The organism is uncultured Serinicoccus sp., assembly GCF_947487915.1.
GTDB lineage: Bacteria > Actinomycetota > Actinomycetes > Actinomycetales > Dermatophilaceae > Ornithinicoccus.
The window spans coordinates 21,116-37,941 of the sequence record NZ_CANKYH010000013.1; the positions used below are offsets into that span (position 1 = coordinate 21,116).

At 73.6% G+C, this 16,826-nt stretch carries 16 protein-coding genes; 13 read left to right on the forward strand and 3 right to left on the reverse strand.

The features are described from left to right. The first annotated feature begins 19 nt into the window (after positions 1-19). On the forward strand, positions 20-802 hold the full coding sequence (locus tag Q0795_RS15620) for a thymidine kinase (protein WP_298891206.1): 783 nt from the start codon (positions 20-22) through the stop codon (positions 800-802). A 114-nt stretch (positions 803-916) separates the two neighbouring features. Here the strand turns inward: Q0795_RS15620 and sepH are convergent, their stop codons facing one another. Then, positions 917-2,695: a septation protein SepH gene (gene sepH / locus Q0795_RS15625; RefSeq protein ID WP_298891208.1), complete on the reverse strand. Its 1,779-nt coding sequence runs from the start codon at positions 2,693-2,695 to the stop codon at positions 917-919. A 72-nt stretch (positions 2,696-2,767) separates the two neighbouring features. Between sepH and Q0795_RS15630 the strand changes: the two genes are divergently transcribed. From Q0795_RS15630 to Q0795_RS15675, 10 genes are all read left to right on the forward strand, one after another. Then, complete coding sequence (locus Q0795_RS15630) at positions 2,768-3,442, forward strand: trimeric intracellular cation channel family protein (protein ID WP_298891210.1); 675 nt, start codon at positions 2,768-2,770, stop codon at positions 3,440-3,442. Continuing rightward, positions 3,439-4,686, forward strand: a complete 1,248-nt coding sequence (locus Q0795_RS15635; protein WP_298891212.1) for a ferrochelatase — start codon at positions 3,439-3,441, stop codon at positions 4,684-4,686. The genes Q0795_RS15630 and Q0795_RS15635 overlap by 4 nt, the downstream gene beginning before the upstream one ends. After that, positions 4,686-5,582: an inositol monophosphatase family protein gene (locus tag Q0795_RS15640; protein ID WP_298891214.1), complete on the forward strand. Its 897-nt coding sequence runs from the start codon at positions 4,686-4,688 to the stop codon at positions 5,580-5,582. The genes Q0795_RS15635 and Q0795_RS15640 overlap by 1 nt, the downstream gene beginning before the upstream one ends. Positions 5,583-5,723: 141 nt before the next feature. Beyond that, positions 5,724-6,023, forward strand: coding sequence for a DUF4193 domain-containing protein (locus Q0795_RS15645; RefSeq protein ID WP_058891338.1), 300 nt, complete (start codon positions 5,724-5,726; stop codon positions 6,021-6,023). Between the two features lie 58 nt (positions 6,024-6,081). Beyond that, positions 6,082-6,576: a dUTP diphosphatase gene (gene dut, locus Q0795_RS15650; protein ID WP_298891215.1), complete on the forward strand. Its 495-nt coding sequence runs from the start codon at positions 6,082-6,084 to the stop codon at positions 6,574-6,576. A 7-nt stretch (positions 6,577-6,583) separates the two neighbouring features. Beyond that, positions 6,584-7,495: a DUF3710 domain-containing protein gene (locus Q0795_RS15655; RefSeq protein WP_298891217.1), complete on the forward strand. Its 912-nt coding sequence runs from the start codon at positions 6,584-6,586 to the stop codon at positions 7,493-7,495. After that, a complete protein-coding gene (locus Q0795_RS15660) occupies positions 7,495-8,247 on the forward strand; it encodes a DUF3159 domain-containing protein (RefSeq protein WP_298891219.1) in 753 nt (250 codons plus the stop codon). The genes Q0795_RS15655 and Q0795_RS15660 overlap by 1 nt, the downstream gene beginning before the upstream one ends. 1 nt (position 8,248) lies before the next feature. Further along, on the forward strand, positions 8,249-9,649 hold the full coding sequence (locus Q0795_RS15665) for a class I SAM-dependent RNA methyltransferase (protein WP_298891221.1): 1,401 nt from the start codon (positions 8,249-8,251) through the stop codon (positions 9,647-9,649). Continuing rightward, complete coding sequence (locus Q0795_RS15670; protein ID WP_298891223.1) at positions 9,610-11,271, forward strand: LLM class flavin-dependent oxidoreductase; 1,662 nt, start codon at positions 9,610-9,612, stop codon at positions 11,269-11,271. Before Q0795_RS15665 ends, Q0795_RS15670 begins: the two co-directional genes overlap by 40 nt. 142 nt (positions 11,272-11,413) lie before the next feature. Next, entirely contained in the window at positions 11,414-14,245 is a 2,832-nt protein-coding gene (locus Q0795_RS15675) for an aconitate hydratase (protein WP_298891225.1), read from the forward strand. A gap of 111 nt (positions 14,246-14,356) precedes the next feature. Here Q0795_RS15675 and ppk2 read toward each other — a convergent pair whose 3' ends face one another. Beyond that, positions 14,357-15,262, reverse strand: coding sequence for a polyphosphate kinase 2 (ppk2, locus tag Q0795_RS15680; protein ID WP_298891227.1), 906 nt, complete (start codon positions 15,260-15,262; stop codon positions 14,357-14,359). A 94-nt stretch (positions 15,263-15,356) separates the two neighbouring features. Here ppk2 and Q0795_RS15685 point away from each other — a divergent pair, with 94 nt between their 5' ends. Next, positions 15,357-15,716 (forward strand): hypothetical protein, encoded by a 360-nt coding sequence (locus Q0795_RS15685; protein WP_298891229.1) that lies wholly within the window; start codon positions 15,357-15,359, stop codon positions 15,714-15,716. An 18-nt stretch (positions 15,717-15,734) separates the two neighbouring features. After that, the gene (locus tag Q0795_RS15690) at positions 15,735-16,559 is read left to right on the forward strand and encodes a PhzF family phenazine biosynthesis protein (protein ID WP_298891231.1); all 825 of its coding nucleotides are present in this window, start codon (positions 15,735-15,737) and stop codon (positions 16,557-16,559) included. A 125-nt stretch (positions 16,560-16,684) separates the two neighbouring features. Here Q0795_RS15690 and Q0795_RS15695 read toward each other — a convergent pair whose 3' ends face one another. Further along, positions 16,685-16,810: a hypothetical protein gene (locus Q0795_RS15695; RefSeq protein WP_298891233.1), complete on the reverse strand. Its 126-nt coding sequence runs from the start codon at positions 16,808-16,810 to the stop codon at positions 16,685-16,687. Positions 16,811-16,826 lie beyond the last annotated feature (16 nt).

Sequence of the window (16,826 nt, forward strand, 5' to 3'; positions counted from 1 at the left end):
CGTTCCGTAGACTGCCGGGGTGGCCGAGCTCGTCTTCTTCACCGGAACGATGGACTGCGGCAAGTCGACCCTGGCGCTGCAGATGGACCACACGCACCACCAGCGGGGCCGCGGCGGGCTGCTCTTCACCCAGCACGACCGGTCGGGGGCCGCGGTGCTCTCCTCGCGGCTCGGGCTGACCAAGGACGCTCTGGAGGTCAACGACGACCTGGACTTCTGGGACCTCGTCGTGCAGCAGCGCACCAACGGACGGGCCGTCGACTACCTCGTCTGCGACGAGGCTCAGTTCTACCGTCCCGTGCAGATCGAGCAGCTGGCGAGGCTGGTCGACGAGATGGGCATCGACGTGTATGCCTTCGGCATCACCGCGGACTTCCGCACCGAGCTCTTCCCCGGCTCCCGGCGGCTCATCGAGCTGGCCGACCGCACCGAGCAGCTGCAGGTCCGCGCCCTGTGCTGGTGCGGCAAGCCCGCGACGGTCAACGCCCGCGTCGTCGACGGCCACATGGTGGTCGAGGGCGAGCAGGTGGTCGTGGGCGACGTCGGCGGGGGAGAGGACGGCGATGCTGAGGACGGCGCTGGTGCTGACGGCGGGGGTGCTGACGGCGGGGGTGCTGACGGCGGTGAGCAGGACGGGACGGTGGCCAGCGTCGTCGAGTACGAGGTGCTCTGCCGACGCCACTACATGCGCCGGATGAACTCCGCGGCGGCCCGTTCGGCCTCGCTGTCCCCGGAGCTGCTGCCCTTCGACCTCGACCTGTGCCCACTACCGGTGAACGAGGCCGCCCCGCCGCGGTCCTAACCGTGGACGTGCTGCCGGGGCGCAACTTCCCCGGTCAGGAGGTGGACGCCGGGGCAGCCTGACCGTGGACGTGCTGCCGGGGCGCAACTTCCCCGGTCAGGCGTGGGGGACTGGTCAGCCGCGGGGCGGGCGGGAACCGAACATGATGTCGTCCCAGCTCGGCACGCTGGTGCGGCCCTTGCGGCCCGCGCTCTTCGTCGGGCTCGCCTCCTCGCCGGACCCGGCCTCCGAGCCATCCGACCCGGTGGGCTGGTCGCCGGCTTCGGAGGCTGTGTCCTCGTCCTCGGCGGCTGTGGGCTCGGCGGGCTCGTCGTCGGTCGTGGTCTCGGGGTCGACGGAGTCCTCCGGCACCTCGTCCGCCGACACCTCGGCCTCAGGGGCGTGGGCATCAGGGGCGTCGGCGTCGGCGTCGGCCGACCCGTCCTCCAGGGCCTCGTCCAGCTCGTCCCGAGGGGCCTCGTCTGCGGCGTCCTCGTCGGTGAGGTCCTCGGGGGTGTCCTCGTCGGCGGTGTCCTCGTCGGCGGTGTCCTCGGGGGTGAGGTCCTCGGGGGTGCCCTCGGCGGTGTCCTCGGGGACGCCGCCCTCGTCCGCCGGGACCTCCGGCTGGGTGTAGATGCCCCCGCCGGGGTCGTCCTCGTCGTCCTCCATCCCGAAGAACTCGTCGAAGGTGACCTCGCGCGGGTCGTGGCGGGTCCGGGCGAAGCTGCCCTCCGGCTCGTGCTGCTTTTCCTGCTGCTCGGCGCTCAGGGAGGGCAGCCGCAGCCGCCGGCGCCGGCGACCGGGAGAGCGGCCCACCGCCCGCTGCGCCTCCTCCGGCGACACGGGTTCGGGCACGACCTCGGGCTCGGTCGGTGCGGCAGCGGCCGCAGCCTCGTGCGTGTCCTCGGTCGGCACATCCCCGCCGACGTCCAGGGGTGCCTCGTCCGGCCCCCCACCGTCGGGTGCCTCACCGTCGGGTGCCCGACCCTCGGGTGCGTCGTCGACGGGCTCGCCACCTTCGGCACCGCCCGCGAACAGCTCGTCCTCGTCCGGCCCGACGGGCGCCGCCGCCTCGGGCGCCGACCCGCGGGGGTGGGCGGCCGGGGGGTCGCCCATGGTGTCCGGGTCGTAGGGGAGGTCCTCCAGCGGCAGCACCTCGTCCGGCATCTCCTGCTGACCGGGCACGTGGCTCGGGTCCTCCGGGGTGCGCCGGGACGCGCCCCGGCGGCCCTTGGCCCGCCGCTGGCGGCGCTCACGCATGGTGGCCATGAGGTCGGCGGCCGCCTCGTCCTCGCCGTGGTGGCCCCCGAGCAGAGGGTGGCCGGCCAGCCCGCCGGGCAGGGACTGCTCGTCCTCGCTCAGCCAGCGGGCCTCGTCGTCCAGCGCCTCGACCCAGCGCGAGCGGACGTCGTAGTGCCAGGCGCCCCGTCGCTCGCGACCGCCCGCCATGAAGGCGACGATGACCGTCCACGGCTCGTGCGCCTCGCCCCGGGCGGCGTCCCAGCTGACGGCCGTCAGGTCCACGCCGCGGCTCTGCAGCCGCTCGCGCACCCGGCGCTCCAGGGTGTGCGACCCGTCGGTGCGGCCGCTGGCCCGCACCGGGGCGCGCTGGGCCAGGCCCACGACGTGCTCGCGCTCAGCCACCACAGGCCCCTCGAAGCGGCGCACCCGCTCCAGCTCCCACCCGGTGGACCCGGCGACGTCCTCGGCCGGCTGACCGGCGCGGATCATGGCCTGCACGTCGCGCGGGGTCACCGAGCGGCCGGCCCGGCCGCCGCCCTCCGCCTGCCGTGGGCGCGGCCGCAGGGCGGCGCGCAGGCGGTCGTCGACCCGGACGGCATACTGCGTCCCGTCGTCGTCCGTGAGGACCAGACGACCACCCTCGTCGAGCTCGACGAACTGGAGCTGCTGCATGGTCGACCACTCTGCCACCCAGCCAGGACCGCACGAGGGAGGGCACGCCGCGCGGGATACCCTGGGCAGGTCATGATCGCCGCCTCCGCCGATGTGCGTCTCGCCCTCGATCTCGTCGGCATCTTCGTGTTCGCGCTGTCCGGCGGGCTGGTGGCCGTGCGCGCCCGCCTCGACCTCTTCGGCGTCGCCGTGCTGGCCTGGGTCAGCGGTCTGGGCGGGGGCATCATCCGCGACGTGTTCCTCGGCGACGTGCCCCCGGACGGCATCAGCAACCCCTGGTACGTCGTCACCGTCCTCGCGGCCGGCCTGGTGGTCTTCGCCTTCCACGGCGTCTTCGTCGACCTCTCCCGCCACCGCCCCAAGCTGCGGCTGCACCGCATCAGCCAGTCGGTGAAGTACCTCGACGCGATCGGCCTGGCGACCTTCGCCGTCGCCGGCGCGCTCAAGGCCGTCATGCTCGGCGCGCCCCCGCTGGCGGCGGTCTTCGTCGGTGGCATCACCGCGGTCGGCGGCGGCATGATCCGCGACGTCCTCGTCGGCCAGGTGCCCGAGGTCCTGCGCCGCGACCTGTATGCCGTACCCGCCCTGCTCGGTGCCGCGGTGGTCGTGGTGGCGGCCGAGCTCGGCGGGCTGTCCTACCTCGTCATCTGGGCCACGCTGCTGCTGGTGCTCGGCATCCGCGTGGCCGCGATCGTCTTCGACCTGCACGCCCCGACCCCCATCCCCTCCCGAGGAGAAGCCGCATGAGCAACCCGCTCGCCGACCCCACCGACCCCACCGACCCCGCCGTCGCGTCGGCACCCGGCGCCGCTGCTCCCGACGGCAGCGTGGACCGCGCCGCCACCGACGAGGTCGTGGCCGAGCTCGAGGAGACGTTGGAGGAGACCGAGGAGCACGACCTCTTCCCCTACCAGGCCATCGTGCTCACCTCCTTCGGCGGACCCGAGGCCCCCGAGGAGGTCATGCCCTTCCTGCGCCGGGTCACCGGCGGCCGCGGGATCCCCGACGAGCGACTGGAGGAGGTGGCCGAGCACTACCTGCACTTCGGCGGCCGCAGCCCCATCAACGACCAGAACCGCGCCCTCATCGAGGCGATCCGCGCCGAGCTGGCCCGACGGGAGCTGACGATCCCCGTGCTCTTCGGCAACCGCAACTCACAGCCGTTCCTGGCCGACGCCTTCCGGGAGGCCCACGCCGAGGGCATGACGCGGCTGCTGTCGGTGACGACGAGCGCCTACTCGTGCTACTCCTCGTGCCGGCAGTACCGCGAGGACATCGCGGCCGCCCAGATCGAGCTGCGCGAGGAGGGCAAGGAGGTGCAGGTCGACAAGATCCGGCAGTACTGGAACCACCCCGGTTTCTCCGGGGCCAACGCCCGCATCGTCGGCGAGGCCGCCCGGCAGCGTTACGAGGCCACCGGCGTGGCGCCGCACCTCGTCTTCGTGACGCACTCGCTGCCCAACTCGATGGACGACACCTCCGGCCCGGGGGACGACGAGGGCAACCTCTACTCCCGCCAGCACCTCGAGCTGTCCGCCGCCATCGCCGCGGAGACCGCCGCGACGCTCGGCACCGAGGTCGAGCACGACCTCACCTACTGCTCCCGCTCCGGACCGCCCAGCCAGCCCTGGCTCGAGCCGGACGTCAACGACCACCTCCGGGTCCTCAAGGAGCGCGGCGTCGAGGGCGTCGTCCTGGCGCCGATCGGTTTCGTCTCCGACCACATGGAGGTCGTCTTCGACCTCGACACCGAGGCGGCCGAGACCGCCGAGGAGCTGGGGATGGACCTGCTGCGGGTGCCCACGGTCGGCACGGACACCGAGTTCGTCATGGGGCTGGTCGACCTCGCCCTGGAACGGGCGGCGCAGGCGCGTGGCGAGGACGCCGCGACCCCCACGTGGCCCGGTGGTGAGGTGCGCCCGGCGATCTGCCGCCCGGGTTGCTGCCCCAACCTCAGGATGGCCAAGCCCGCCGCCTGCGGGAGCGACTGATGCCGGGCGGGCCGGGCACCGAGGAGGGCGGTGCCGCGGTGCCGGACACGGACGCGGTCGGCGCGGACGCCCGGGCCGCCCTGGAGGACCTCGCGGTGGCCCTGGTCGGCGAGGTCGGCGCGCTCATCCGGGACGAACGCCCGGACGGGCTCGGCGTCGCGCACACCAAGAGCACCGATCTCGACGTCGTCACCGAGATGGACACCCGCGCCGAGGCGCTGCTGCGCGAGCGGTTGGCTCAGGCCCGCCCCGACGACGGCATCCTCGGCGAGGAGGACGGGCTGACCGAGGGCACGTCCGGGTTGAGCTGGGTCGTCGACCCCATCGACGGCACCGTCAACTACCTCTACGACCTGCCGGCGTATGCCGTGTCCGTCGCCGTGGTCGTGGGCGACCCCACCACCCCCGGTGCCTGGGCGCCGGTCGCCGGGGCGGTCGTCAACCCGCGCACCGACGAGGTCTTCCACGCCCACCTCGGCGGCGGCGCCCGGCTCACCTCGCGCGGCCGGACCCGGTCGCTCGCGGTCGCCGGGCAGCCGACGCTGGACGGCGCCCTGCTGGCGACCGGCTTCTCCTACGACCGGCAGGTCCGTCGGCGGCAGTCGGCCGTGGTCGCCGACCTGCTGCCCCGGGTGCGGGACCTCCGCCGCATGGGCGCCGCCGCGCTCGACCTGTGCCACGTGGCGGCCGGACGCGTGGACGGCTACTTCGAGCGCGGCACCCATCCGTGGGACGTCGCCGCCGGCCTCGTCATCCTGGGCGAGGCGGGCGGGGTCGCCTCGGGCGCCGAGCCGGGCAGCCCGGCATCCACCGACCTCGTCGTCGCCGCGAACCCGGTGCTGCAGCCGCTGCTGCGGGCCGAGATCGTCCGCCTGACCAGCGCGGACCCGCACTGACGGCATACCCGTGCACGGGCGCGTGCGCCGATAGGGCAGAATCCGCGCGACACGTGCGAGCGCTGGGCCGCCTCGGGCACAAAATCGCAGGCCTCGGCGTTCACGCACGACGAGAGAGACTTCAGAGGTGAAAGAGGCGAGATGGCGACTGATTACGACGCCCCACGCAAGAACGACGACGAGCTCAACGAGGACTCGCTCGAGGAGCTGAAGGCCCGGCGCAACGACAAGTCCTCGGGCAGCGTCGACGTCGACGAGACCGAGCAGGCCGAGGGCTTCGAGCTCCCGGGGGCGGACCTGTCCAACGAGGAGCTGTCGGTGCACGTGCTGCCCCGGCAGCAGGACGAGTTCACCTGCTCCCGGTGCTTCCTGGTGCACCACCGCAGCCAGCTGGCCAAGGAGGTCGGAGGGCTGCCCGTCTGCACCGAGTGCGCGGCCTGAGTCCCGTGCGGCCGCCACGGTCGGTGCGGGACCGGGCCGGGGACTACCCTCGGTGACGATGCAGCCCGAGCCCCAGACCGTCGCCGTCGCCCTGCGCCGCCTGGACCCGGACCTCCCCGTCCCGGTCCAGGCCCGGCCCGGCGACGCCGGGGTCGACCTGCACCTGCGGGAGGACGTGCAGGTCGGGCCGGGCGAGCGGGTCCTGGTGGGCACGGGGGTCGCCGTCGCGGTCCCGGAGGGGTATGCCGCGTTCGTGCACCCCCGCTCCGGGCTGGCCGCGCGGCACGGCCTGACCATCGTCAACGCCCCGGGGACGGTGGACTCCGGCTACCGCGGGGAGATCCTCGTCAACCTGCTCAACACCGACCCCCAGGAGCCGGTGCACCTGCGCCGGGGCGACCGCGTCGCCCAGCTCGTGGTCCAGCAGGTCGTCCGGCCCGTCTTCACGGTGGTCGACGACCTGGCGGACTCCCCGCGTGGAGCCGGCGGGCACGGGCACACGGGCACCTCCACCACCCTCCCGGCCGCGGCCGGGCCGACCCAGAAGGAGTGAGCCACCAGTGGCACTCTTTGGCCGACGCAAGACCAACCGCCTCAGCGACGAGGAGCTGCTCGACCTCCAGGACGGCGACGAGGCCGTCGTGCGGCCCGAGCCGGCCGAGGGTGAGCCCGGGGTGGACCGCGACTGGGTCCGGCACGAGGACGGCCCCTACGACATCTCCGAGTGGCGCGAGCTGGACGGCCGCATCGACCTGGGGGCTCTGCGCATCCCGTCCGTCAAGGGCATGCAGATGCGTCTGGACATCGAGCAGGGCTCGGGCCGGGTCATCGGCGCCACCCTGGGCTTCGGCGCCTCGCAGGCGCAGGTCCAGGTCTTCGCCGCGCCGCGGACCGAGGGCATCTGGGACGAGCTGCGCGCCGAGATCGCCCGGGGTCTGGTCGACTCCGGGGGTGCGGCCGAGACCGTCGAGGGGCGCATGGGCAAGGAGCTGCGGGCCCGGATGCCCGGGCGCGCCCCGGACGGGCGCGTGGCCTACCAGCCCGCCCGCTTCCTCGGGATCGACGGGCCCCGGTGGTTCCTGCGCGTCGTCGTCGGGGGCCCGGCGGCCTCCGACGACAACCAGGCCCGCGGCATCCTCGCCTTCGTGCGCCGGATCGTCGTCGACCGCGGTGACGAGCCCCGCCCGCCCCGTGAGGTCCTGACGCTCACCCCCCCGAAGGGCTTCGCGGAGGCGGTGGCCAAGGAGGCCGAGGCCCGCCGGGAGCAGCAGGCGCAGGCCCGCCGGGCCGCGGCGGCCGACGCCCTGCACAAGGCCCCGACCGCCGGGGGCTCCACCGACGCGACCTCGGTCGCCGGCGTGGGCCTGGGCGGCGCAGCGGCCACCGATGCCGCCGAGCCGCCCCGTCACCGGGCGCCGGAGCCGGCGCCCACGGACGCCCCGCAGGCCCCCCGCAACCCCGACTTCACCTGATGACCTCTCCCACCGCGCCCCAGGACCCCGAGCGCCGTCCGGCGCCGGAGGTCGGGGCGGGCGCCAGCCCCGAGGAGACCGTCGAGCAGGTGATCCGCCGCCGGATCGGTGAGGCGCTCGGCGGCTGGTACGGCTCGCTGGAGACCGCGCTGCCGACGGTCGCCTTCGTCACAACCTGGCTCATCACCGGTGCCGTTCGGCCGGCCGTGGTCGCCGCGGCGGCCCTGCTGGTCGTGCTCACGCTGATCCGCGGCTTCTTCGTCGGCGGGTCGTGGCGCTTCCTCGGCTCGGCGATCTTCGCGACCGCCATCGCCGCCTTCTTCGCGCTCCGCTCCGGCGAGGCGCAGGACGCCTTCCTGCCCGGCATCCTCGCCAGCGCCCTCTACGGCGTCGGGGCTCTGCTGAGCATCGTGCTGCGCTGGCCGCTCGTCGGCTTCCTCGTGGCGGTCGGCGATCCGCAGTTCGCCGAGCGTCCGGGCGCCTGGCGACGCGACCCCGGGCTGGTGGCCGTGTGCGCCCGGCTCACCTGGGTCCTCGTGGCGCTGTTCGCGGTGCGGGTGGCCGTGATGCTCCCGCTCTACCTCGCCGGCGAGGTGGCGTGGCTGGGCATCAGCAAGATCGTGCTCAGCTGGCCGGCCTACCTGCTGGCCGTGGTGGTCATGGGGTGGATCCTGGCGACCGGCCGCACCGCTGCGCAGCCGCAGGACGAGGCGAGCGGCACCGCGGCGATCGACCCGGGCCAGGGGCACTAGGGTGCCCGTCCCCGACGCGGGGCCGGCCCCCGCCGTGGGGGACGTCCTCGACCTGCACGTCGGCCCTGTCGCACACGGAGGGCACTGCGTCGCCCGGGTGGGTGACACCCCCCACGGGCAGGTCGTCTTCGTCCGGCACACGCTGCCGGGGGAGCGGGTGAGCGCCGTCGTCACCGGCAGCGGGGGCGGAGGGCGCTTCCTGCGCGCCGACGCCGTCGAGGTCCACGAGGCCTCCCCTGACCGCGTGCCGCCGCCCTGCCCCTTCGCCGGGCCCGGCCGCTGCGGCGGGTGCGACTGGCAGCACGCCGACCTGGCTGCCCAGCGTCGCCTCAAGGCGGCGGTCGTGCACGAGCAGCTCACCCGGGTCGGGGGGTGCACGGAGGAGGAGCTGGCCCGGGTCACCGGACCAGAGGGCCTGGTCTGCGAGCCCCTGCCCGGCGACGACGCGGGCCTGCGCTGGCGCACGCGGGTGGAGGTGGCCCTCGCCCCCCGCCGGGACGGGGACGGGGTGGCCGCCGGGCTCAGGGCGCACCGCTCGCACCGGGTGGTGCCGGTCGACGACTGCCTCATCGCCGCACCGGGCGTGGTGGGGACGGGGGTGTTCGAGGACCCGCAGGCGCTCGTGGACGCGGCCCGCGTGCCGACCCGGCACGGGCGGGCGGCCCCGCGGGTGAGCGCGCTCGACGTGGTCTCGCCCGGCGCCGGCGACCCGCTGGTCGTGCCGCTGGTCGTGCCGGGTGACCCGCCCCGCCGTCGGGGCCGCCGCCCCGCCTCCCGCCGCGGGTCGCACCGGACCCCAGAACCGCTCGGCCCGGTGCCCGAGGTGGTCGAGAAAGTGCGGGGGCACGAGTTCCGCCTCTCCGCGCGCGGCTTCTGGCAGGTGCACCCCGGCGCCGCGTCGGAGTTCACCGAGCAGGTGCTGGACTGGCTCGACCCGCAGCCGGGGGAGCGGGCGCTGGACCTGTACGCCGGGGTGGGGCTCTTCGCCGTGCCGCTCGCCGAGGCCGTGGGGGACTCGGGCGAGGTGCTGGCCGTCGAGGCCGACGCCGTCGCGGCGGACGCCGCCGTGCGGCACCTGGATCCCTACCCGTGGGCGCAGGCCCATGCGGGCCCGACCGAGGAGGCGCTGGCCGGGCTCGTCGCGGCGGACGGCTCGGCGGACGTCGTCGTCCTCGACCCGCCCCGCAGCGGTGCGGGCGCCGAGGTGGTGCGGGCGCTGGCGGCCCTGCGGCCGCGGGCCGTGGTCTACGTCGCGTGCGACCCCGCCGCGCTCGCCCGCGACCTGGCGACCGCGCGCGAGGAGGGCCTGGAGCTGGTCGCGCTCCGGGTGCTCGACGCCTTCCCCATGACCCACCACGTCGAGTGCCTGGCGCTGCTGCGCCCGGCGCCGGCCCCGAGCTGACGGAGGACCTCGTGCCCGACCTGGACCAGCAGCTGGAGTTCGGGATCTTCCCGACCCCCGCGGCCGACCGCATACCGGAGCTCCTCGGGCTCGTGCAGGTCGCCGAGGTGGAGGGCCTGGACCTGGTCTCCGTCCAAGACCATCCCTACCAGGACGGCTTCCTCGACACGTGGACCCTGCTGTCGGTCCTCGGCGCCCGCACGACGACCATCCGGCTGGCGCCCAACGTCGCCAGCCTGCCGCTGCGACCGCCCGTCCTGCTGGCCAAGGCCGCAGCCTCGCTGGACCTGCTCACCGACGGGCGGGTCGAGCTGGGTCTGGGCGCCGGCGCCTTCTGGGACGGCATCGTGGCCGCGGGCGGCCCGCGCCGCTCGCCGGGGGAGGCGGTCGACGCGCTCGCCGAGGCGGTGGAGCTCATCCGGGCCTTCTGGGCCGGTGGCACCCTGCGGTTCCGCGGCGAGCACTACCGGGCGCAGGGGCTGCACGCCGGCCCCGCCCCCGCCCACGACATCCCGATCTGGCTGGGGGCCTACAAGCCGCGCATGCTGAGGCTCACCGGCCGGGTCGCCGACGCCTGGGTCCCCAGCATGGGGTATGCCGACCCGCCCGACCTCCCCGCGCTCGCGGAGGTGGTGGACGAGGCGGCGCTGGCGGCCGGGCGTCCGCCCGGGTCGGTGCGGCGGATCTACAACATCAACGGCCGCTTCGGCACCGGCGGCGGGTTCCTCCGCGGCACCCCCGCGCAGTGGGCCGAGCAGCTGGCCGAGCTCACCCTGACCGTGGGGATGAGCAGCTACGTCCTCGGCACCGACGACGCGGACGTGGTGCGCCGCTTCGCCGCCGAGGTGGCGCCGGCGACCCGGGAGCTGGTGGAGGCCGAGCGCGCCCGGCGGGCGACGACGTCCCAGGAGGCGCCGACGGGGGCTGCGACGACGTCCCAGGAGGTGCCGACGGAGGCTGCGACGACCTCCCAGGAGGCGCCGGCCCCCGGGCGCGCCGACGCCACCCGGGGGAGCGGAGGGCATACCGTCGAGCCGACGCCGGACGACGGGCACCGGCTCTCGCCGGCGATGCCCTGGGACGAGCCGAGCCGTCCGGTCGCCCCGGACGGGTCGCCGGGCCCGTACCCGGAGCAGGCCCAGCACCTCAAGGACATCCACGACGGGCTGCGCGGCGAGCTGGCCCAGGTGCGCGACGTCCTGGACCAGGTGCGCCGCGGCCACCTCACCGTCGGGGCGGCCCGCTCGGTGGTCAACACCATGACGATGCGGCAGAACAACTGGACGCTGGGCGCCTACTGCGAGTCCTACTGCCGGATCGTCACCGGGCACCACACCCTCGAGGACCGCAGCGTCTTCCCGCACCTGCGCCGGGTCGAGCCCGGACTGGGTGCGGTGCTCGACCGGCTGGAGGAGGAGCACGTGGTCATCCACGACGTGCTCGAGCAGTTCGACCGGGCGCTGGTGCGGCTGGTGGCCGAGGACGGCAGCGGACACGCCGGCGCGGAGGTCCTCGAAGGCGTGCAGAGGTCCCTCGACCTGCTCACGGACACCCTGCTGTCGCACCTGGCCTACGAGGAGCGCGAGCTCGTCGGACCGCTGAGCCGGCACGGGCTGTCCTGAGCCCGCCCGCCCCACCTGACGTAGCGGCGGGTGGTGGGGCAGGATGGGAGCACCGGGTGCGGCGCGCCTCGTTGCGTCCCCCACCCACGGTGAGATATCTTGATGTCAAGATAAATAGCCAGCCAGCGAAGGAGCGATCACGTTGAGCCCCAATCCGAACAGCTTCGAGGCCAAGGGCACGCTGGAGGTGGGCGAGGCCAGCTACGAGATCTACCGGATCGGTGGGCTGGAGGGCGCCGACACCCTGCCCTACTCCCTCAAGGTGCTCCTGGAGAACCTCCTGCGCACCGAGGACGGCGCCAACATCACCGCCGAGCACATCAACGCCCTCGCCGGGTGGGACGCCGACGCCGAGCCGGACACCGAGATCCAGTTCACCCCGGCGCGCGTCATCATGCAGGACTTCACCGGTGTGCCGTGCATCGTCGACCTGGCCACCATGCGGGAGGCCATGGGCGACCTCGGCGGCGACCCGACCAAGATCAACCCGCTCGCCCCGGCCGAGCTCGTCATCGACCACTCGGTCATCATCGACGTCTTCGGCCGCCCCGACGCCTTCGAGCGCAACGTGGAGATCGAGTACGAGCGCAACGAGGAGCGCTACCAGTTCCTGCGCTGGGGGCAGACGGCGTTCGAGGACTTCAAGGTCGTCCCCCCGGGCACCGGCATCGTCCACCAGGTCAACATCGAGCACCTCGCCCGGACCGTCATGACCCGGGAGTCCGGCACCGACGGGGCGCTGCAGGCCTACCCCGACACCTGCGTCGGGACCGACTCGCACACGACCATGGTCAACGGGCTCGGCGTGCTGGGCTGGGGCGTCGGCGGCATCGAGGCGGAGGCCGCCATGCTCGGCCAGCCGGTCTCGATGCTCATCCCCCGGGTCCTCGGCTTCAAGCTCACCGGAGCCGTGCCCCCGGGCGCGACCGCCACCGACGTCGTGCTCACCATCACCGAGATGCTGCGCGAGCACGGGGTGGTCGGCAAGTTCGTCGAGTTCTACGGTGACGGGGTGAGCGCGGTGCCGCTGGCGAACCGCGCCACCATCGGCAACATGAGCCCGGAGTTCGGTTCCACCTGCGCGATCTTCCCGATCGACGAGGTCACCCTGGAGTACCTGCGGCTGACCGGTCGCTCGGAGGAGCAGGTCGCCCTGGTGGAGGCCTACGCCAAGGAGCAGGGCATGTGGTTGGAGCCCACCGGCAACGCCGAGGCCCGCTACAGCGAGTACCTCGAGCTCGACCTGTCCACCGTGGTCCCCTCCATCGCCGGACCCAAGCGGCCCCAGGACCGGATCGCGGTGACCCAGGCCAAGGAGCAGTTCTGCGCGGACCTGGCCAACTACGCCGATGACACCGGCAGCCCCATGTCGCCCGTGGACGACGAGCTCGACGGGACCTTCCCCGCCTCGGACTCGCCCTCGCACGACGCGAGCGACGAGGCCACGGAGGCAGGTAGGCCGTTCCACTCGGCACGCCCGAAGAACGGCTCGAAGCGGGCCTCCAAGCCGGTGCACGTGGAGATCGACGGCGAGGGCTTCGAGATCGACCACGGCATCGTGGCCATCGCCTCGATCACCTCCTGCACCAACACCTCCAACCCCTCGGTGATGATGGCGGCCGCGATGCTCGCCAAGAACGCCGTGGACGTGGGTCTGACCGTGCCGCCGTGGGTCAAGACGTCGATGGCGCCCGGCTCCAAGGTGGTGACCGGCTACTTCGAGAAGGCGGGCATGTGGCCCTACCTCGAGCAGCTCGGCTTCCACCTGGTGGGCTACGGCTGCACCACGTGCATCGGCAACTCGGGTCCGCTGGTGGAGGAGATCAGCCAGGCGATCAACGACAACGACCTCGCGGTCACCTCGGTGCTCTCGGGCAACCGCAACTTCGAGGGCCGGATCAACCCGGACGTGAAGATGAACTACCTCGCGTCCCCGCCGCTGGTCATCGCCTACGCCCTGGCCGGGACGATGGACTTCGACTTCGCCACCGAGCCGCTCGGCCAGGACGCCGACGGCAAGGACGTCTTCCTCGAGGACATCTGGCCGGCGCCGGAGGACGTGGAGCGGACCATCGCCGAGTCCATCAGCCGCGACATGTTCACCGAGGACTACAGCGACGTGTTCGCCGGCGACGAGCGCTGGCAGTCGCTGGACACCCCCGACGGTGACACCTTCGAGTGGGCCGACGACTCGACCTACGTGCGCAAGCCCCCGTACTTCGAGGGCATGGGCGCCGAGCCCGAGCCCGTCGAGGACATCTCCGGTGCCCGGGTCCTGGCGCTGCTCGGCGACTCGGTCACCACCGACCACATCAGCCCGGCCGGGTCCATCAAGGCCGACAGCCCGGCGGGCAGGTACCTCTCCGAGCACGGGATCGACCGCAAGGACTTCAACTCCTACGGCTCCCGGCGCGGCAACCACGAGGTGATGATTCGCGGCACGTTCGCCAACATCCGGCTGCGCAACCAGCTGCTGGACGGCGTCGAGGGCGGCTTCACCCGGGACTTCACCGACGGCGGCGAGCAGACGACGATCTACGACGCGGCCCAGGCCTACGCCGAGCAGGGCACGCCGCTGGTGGTGCTCGCCGGCAAGGAGTACGGCTCGGGGTCCTCGCGCGACTGGGCGGCCAAGGGCACCCGTCTGCTCGGGGTCAAGGCGGTCATCGCCGAGTCCTACGAGCGCATCCACCGCTCCAACCTCATCGGTATGGGTGTGCTGCCGCTGCAGTTCCCCCAGGGCGAGACCGCGGAGAGCCTGGGGCTGGACGGCACCGAGACCTTCGACATCAGCGGGGTCACGGCGCTCAACGACGGGTCCACCCCCAAGACGGTCCAGGTCACCGCGACCAAGGACGAGGGCGACCCGGTCACCTTCGACGCCGTGGTGCGCATCGACACCCCCGGCGAGGCGGACTACTACCGCGGCGGCGGCATCCTCCAGTACGTCCTGCGCTCGCTCGCGGCCGCCTGAGGCAGACCGGGCGCGCAGCGCACCACCCCTGAGCACCCCGTCGGCCCGGCCGGCGGGGTGCTCGCAGTCCAGGGTGGCCCGGTGCCGGGGTGACCGGCCCCCGGGCAGCGCTCAGCTGGCGCCGTCGGTGCTCGGGCGTCGCACCGGCTTGCCCGCCGCCTCGGCGACCTCGGCGGCATGGTCGGGGACCGGATGCTGCAGCGAGCGGTCAGTGCGTCGGTAGCCGGTCGACGCCGGGCGCTCGGGCAGCTCCAGCTCGGGCTGCTCCACCTTCTCGTAGGAGATGGACCCCAGCAGGTGGGCGATCATGTTGATCCGCGCCGACCGCTTGTCGTCGGAGGGCACGACGTTCCACCGGGCCTCGGGAATGTCGGTGTGGACGAACATCTCGTCCTTGGCCCTGCTGTAGTCCTCCCAGCGGGTCAGCGACTCCAGGTCGGTGGGGGACAGCTTCCACCGGCGCATCGGGTCCTCCATCCGGGAGCGGAAGCGCCGCTGCTGCTCGTCGTCGGAGACGGAGAACCAGTACTTGCGCAGGATGATCCCGTCCTCCAGCAGCATCCGCTCGAAGATCGGGGTCTGCTGCAGCCAGCGCCGGTGCTCCTCCGGCGTGCAGTAGCCCATGACCCGCTCGACGCCGCCGCGGTTGTACCACGATCGGTCGAACAGCCGGATCTCACCGGCCGCCGGCAGGTGCTCGACATACCGCTGGAAGTACCACTGCGTCTTCTCCCGCTCGGTCGGCGTGGGGAGCGCGACGATCTGCGCCTGGCGGGGGGAGAGGTACTCGGTGACCCGCTTGATCGCCCCGCCCTTGCCGGCGGCGTCGCGCCCCTCGAAGACGAGGACCAGCCGGTGGCCGGTGTCCTTGACCCACGTCTGCATCTCGACGAGCTGCTCCTGCAGGTGCAGCAGCTCGGCCTCATACACCTTCTTGTCGAGCCGGGGGACGGTGCTCTTGCGCGAGCCAGACCCGGCTGCGGCCCGCCTCCCGGAGGTGGTGCGCTGGGATGCCATCGTCCCACTCTGCCCTACCGGATCGACCTGCGGGAAGGGTTCTGCGCAGAACGGCCGGTGTCGCTCGTCCGCCGTCGGTCGTACACTTGTTCGTATGAGCAGTGGACCCCCTGGCTGGCCCGACCGGGTGCCCCCGGCCGGGGTGCCCGGGTGGGAGCAGGCCGCGGTCTCCTGGCTGCTCGACCAGTGCCCCGCCGACTACCGGGCGTATGCCGCGTGGCGGCGCCACCCGGCGGCGCTCGCCTGGGTGGCGACCCGGCACCTGGAGGCGCAGCTCGCGGCGATGCGCGGCGCGTGGCGCGACGTGCGCCCCGAGCTGGGGCCGTCGCTGCCGCCCGGCACCCTCGGTGACGTGCTGGAGTCGCTGGCCCGGGAGGGTCTGCGGCTGCGGGCCAACCACCGTGCGGCCGGCCTGCTGCTAGAGGCGCTGCGCCTGCGGGCACCGATCGCGTGAGTCGTCTAACCTGACCCGATGCCCCACCGGTTCAGCCAGTACGACGTCTTCTCGACCCGCACCGGGGACGGCAACCCGCTGGCGGTGGTCCACGACGCCGACGACCTGGACGCCGTGACGATGCAGCGCTTCGCGGCCTGGACCAACCTGTCGGAGACGACGTTCCTGCTGCGGCCGGAGGACCCGGGCGCGGACTACCGGGTGCGGATCTTCACCCCGACGACCGAGCTGCCCTTCGCCGGGCACCCCACGCTGGGCAGCTGCCGGGCCTGGCTCGACGCCGGCGGGCGACCGACCGCCGCCGGCGCCGTCGTCCAGGAGTGCGGTCTGGGGCTGGTCCCCCTCCGGTCCGACGGCGAGGTGCTGTCCTTCGCTGCGCCGGCGCTGCTGCGCTCCGGTCCGGTGGACGCCGGGACGGCTGACCACGTCGCCGGCATCCTCGGGCACGAGCCGCTGAGCGTGCAGTGGGGCGACAACGGCCCGGGGTGGGTGGTCGCCGAGCTGCCCGACGCCGCAGCCGTGCGCGACCTGCGGCCCCGGTTCGGGGAGGGTGACCAGACCTACCTCGGGGTGTTCGGCGGGGACCTCACGGACGGCTACGAGGTGCGCGCCTTCTTCCCCGACCAGACGGGCCGCCGCGAGGACCCGGCCACCGGCAGCCTCAATGCGGCGGTCGCGATGGTGCTGGCCGGGCGGGACCAGACGTGGACGAGGTATGCCGCGCGCCAGGGGAGCGCGCTGGGTCGCGATGCCCGCATCGACGTCCGGCGCGAGGACGATGCGCTGTGGGTCGGTGGCCGAGTGGTCGCGAGCATCTTTGGCACGGTCGACCTCGCATCGTGAGATGGCGTGTGCGGAAACGGTGTGACGTATCGGTCGCCCTGGCAACCCAAACGTCACACCGTTCCTGCACATGCATTGGCGGGAGGATCAGAGCTGGGCCGGCTCCTGCAGCAGTGCCCCGGGCATCAGCGCAGGGCCAGCCGCTCTTGCAGCAGGTCGCCGAAGGCCGTGACGTCGCCGCCCGTGCGCTCCAGGTCGTCGGCGTCGAGGAGCACGTCGTAACCCTGCCGCTCGAGGTCGGCGACCAGCACCACCGGCAGCCCGGAC

What these genes read in the sequence shown, in the direction of transcription:
- Q0795_RS15690 (WP_298891231.1), top strand. Translation starts at nt 15,735, where the DNA reads ATGCCCCACCGGTTCAGCCAGTACGACGTCTTCTCGACCCGCACCGGG.
- dut (WP_298891215.1), top strand. Translation starts at nt 6,082, where the DNA reads ATGCAGCCCGAGCCCCAGACCGTCGCCGTCGCCCTGCGCCGCCTGGAC.
- Q0795_RS15660 (WP_298891219.1), top strand. Translation starts at nt 7,495, where the DNA reads ATGACCTCTCCCACCGCGCCCCAGGACCCCGAGCGCCGTCCGGCGCCG.
- Q0795_RS15640 (WP_298891214.1), top strand. Translation starts at nt 4,686, where the DNA reads ATGCCGGGCGGGCCGGGCACCGAGGAGGGCGGTGCCGCGGTGCCGGAC.
- Q0795_RS15635 (WP_298891212.1), top strand. Translation starts at nt 3,439, where the DNA reads ATGAGCAACCCGCTCGCCGACCCCACCGACCCCACCGACCCCGCCGTC.
- Q0795_RS15685 (WP_298891229.1), top strand. Translation starts at nt 15,357, where the DNA reads ATGAGCAGTGGACCCCCTGGCTGGCCCGACCGGGTGCCCCCGGCCGGG.
- Q0795_RS15630 (WP_298891210.1), top strand. Translation starts at nt 2,768, where the DNA reads ATGATCGCCGCCTCCGCCGATGTGCGTCTCGCCCTCGATCTCGTCGGC.
- ppk2 (WP_298891227.1), bottom strand. Translation starts at nt 15,262, where the DNA reads ATGGCATCCCAGCGCACCACCTCCGGGAGGCGGGCCGCAGCCGGGTCT.
- Q0795_RS15645 (WP_058891338.1), top strand. Translation starts at nt 5,724, where the DNA reads ATGGCGACTGATTACGACGCCCCACGCAAGAACGACGACGAGCTCAAC.
- sepH (WP_298891208.1), bottom strand. Translation starts at nt 2,695, where the DNA reads ATGCAGCAGCTCCAGTTCGTCGAGCTCGACGAGGGTGGTCGTCTGGTC.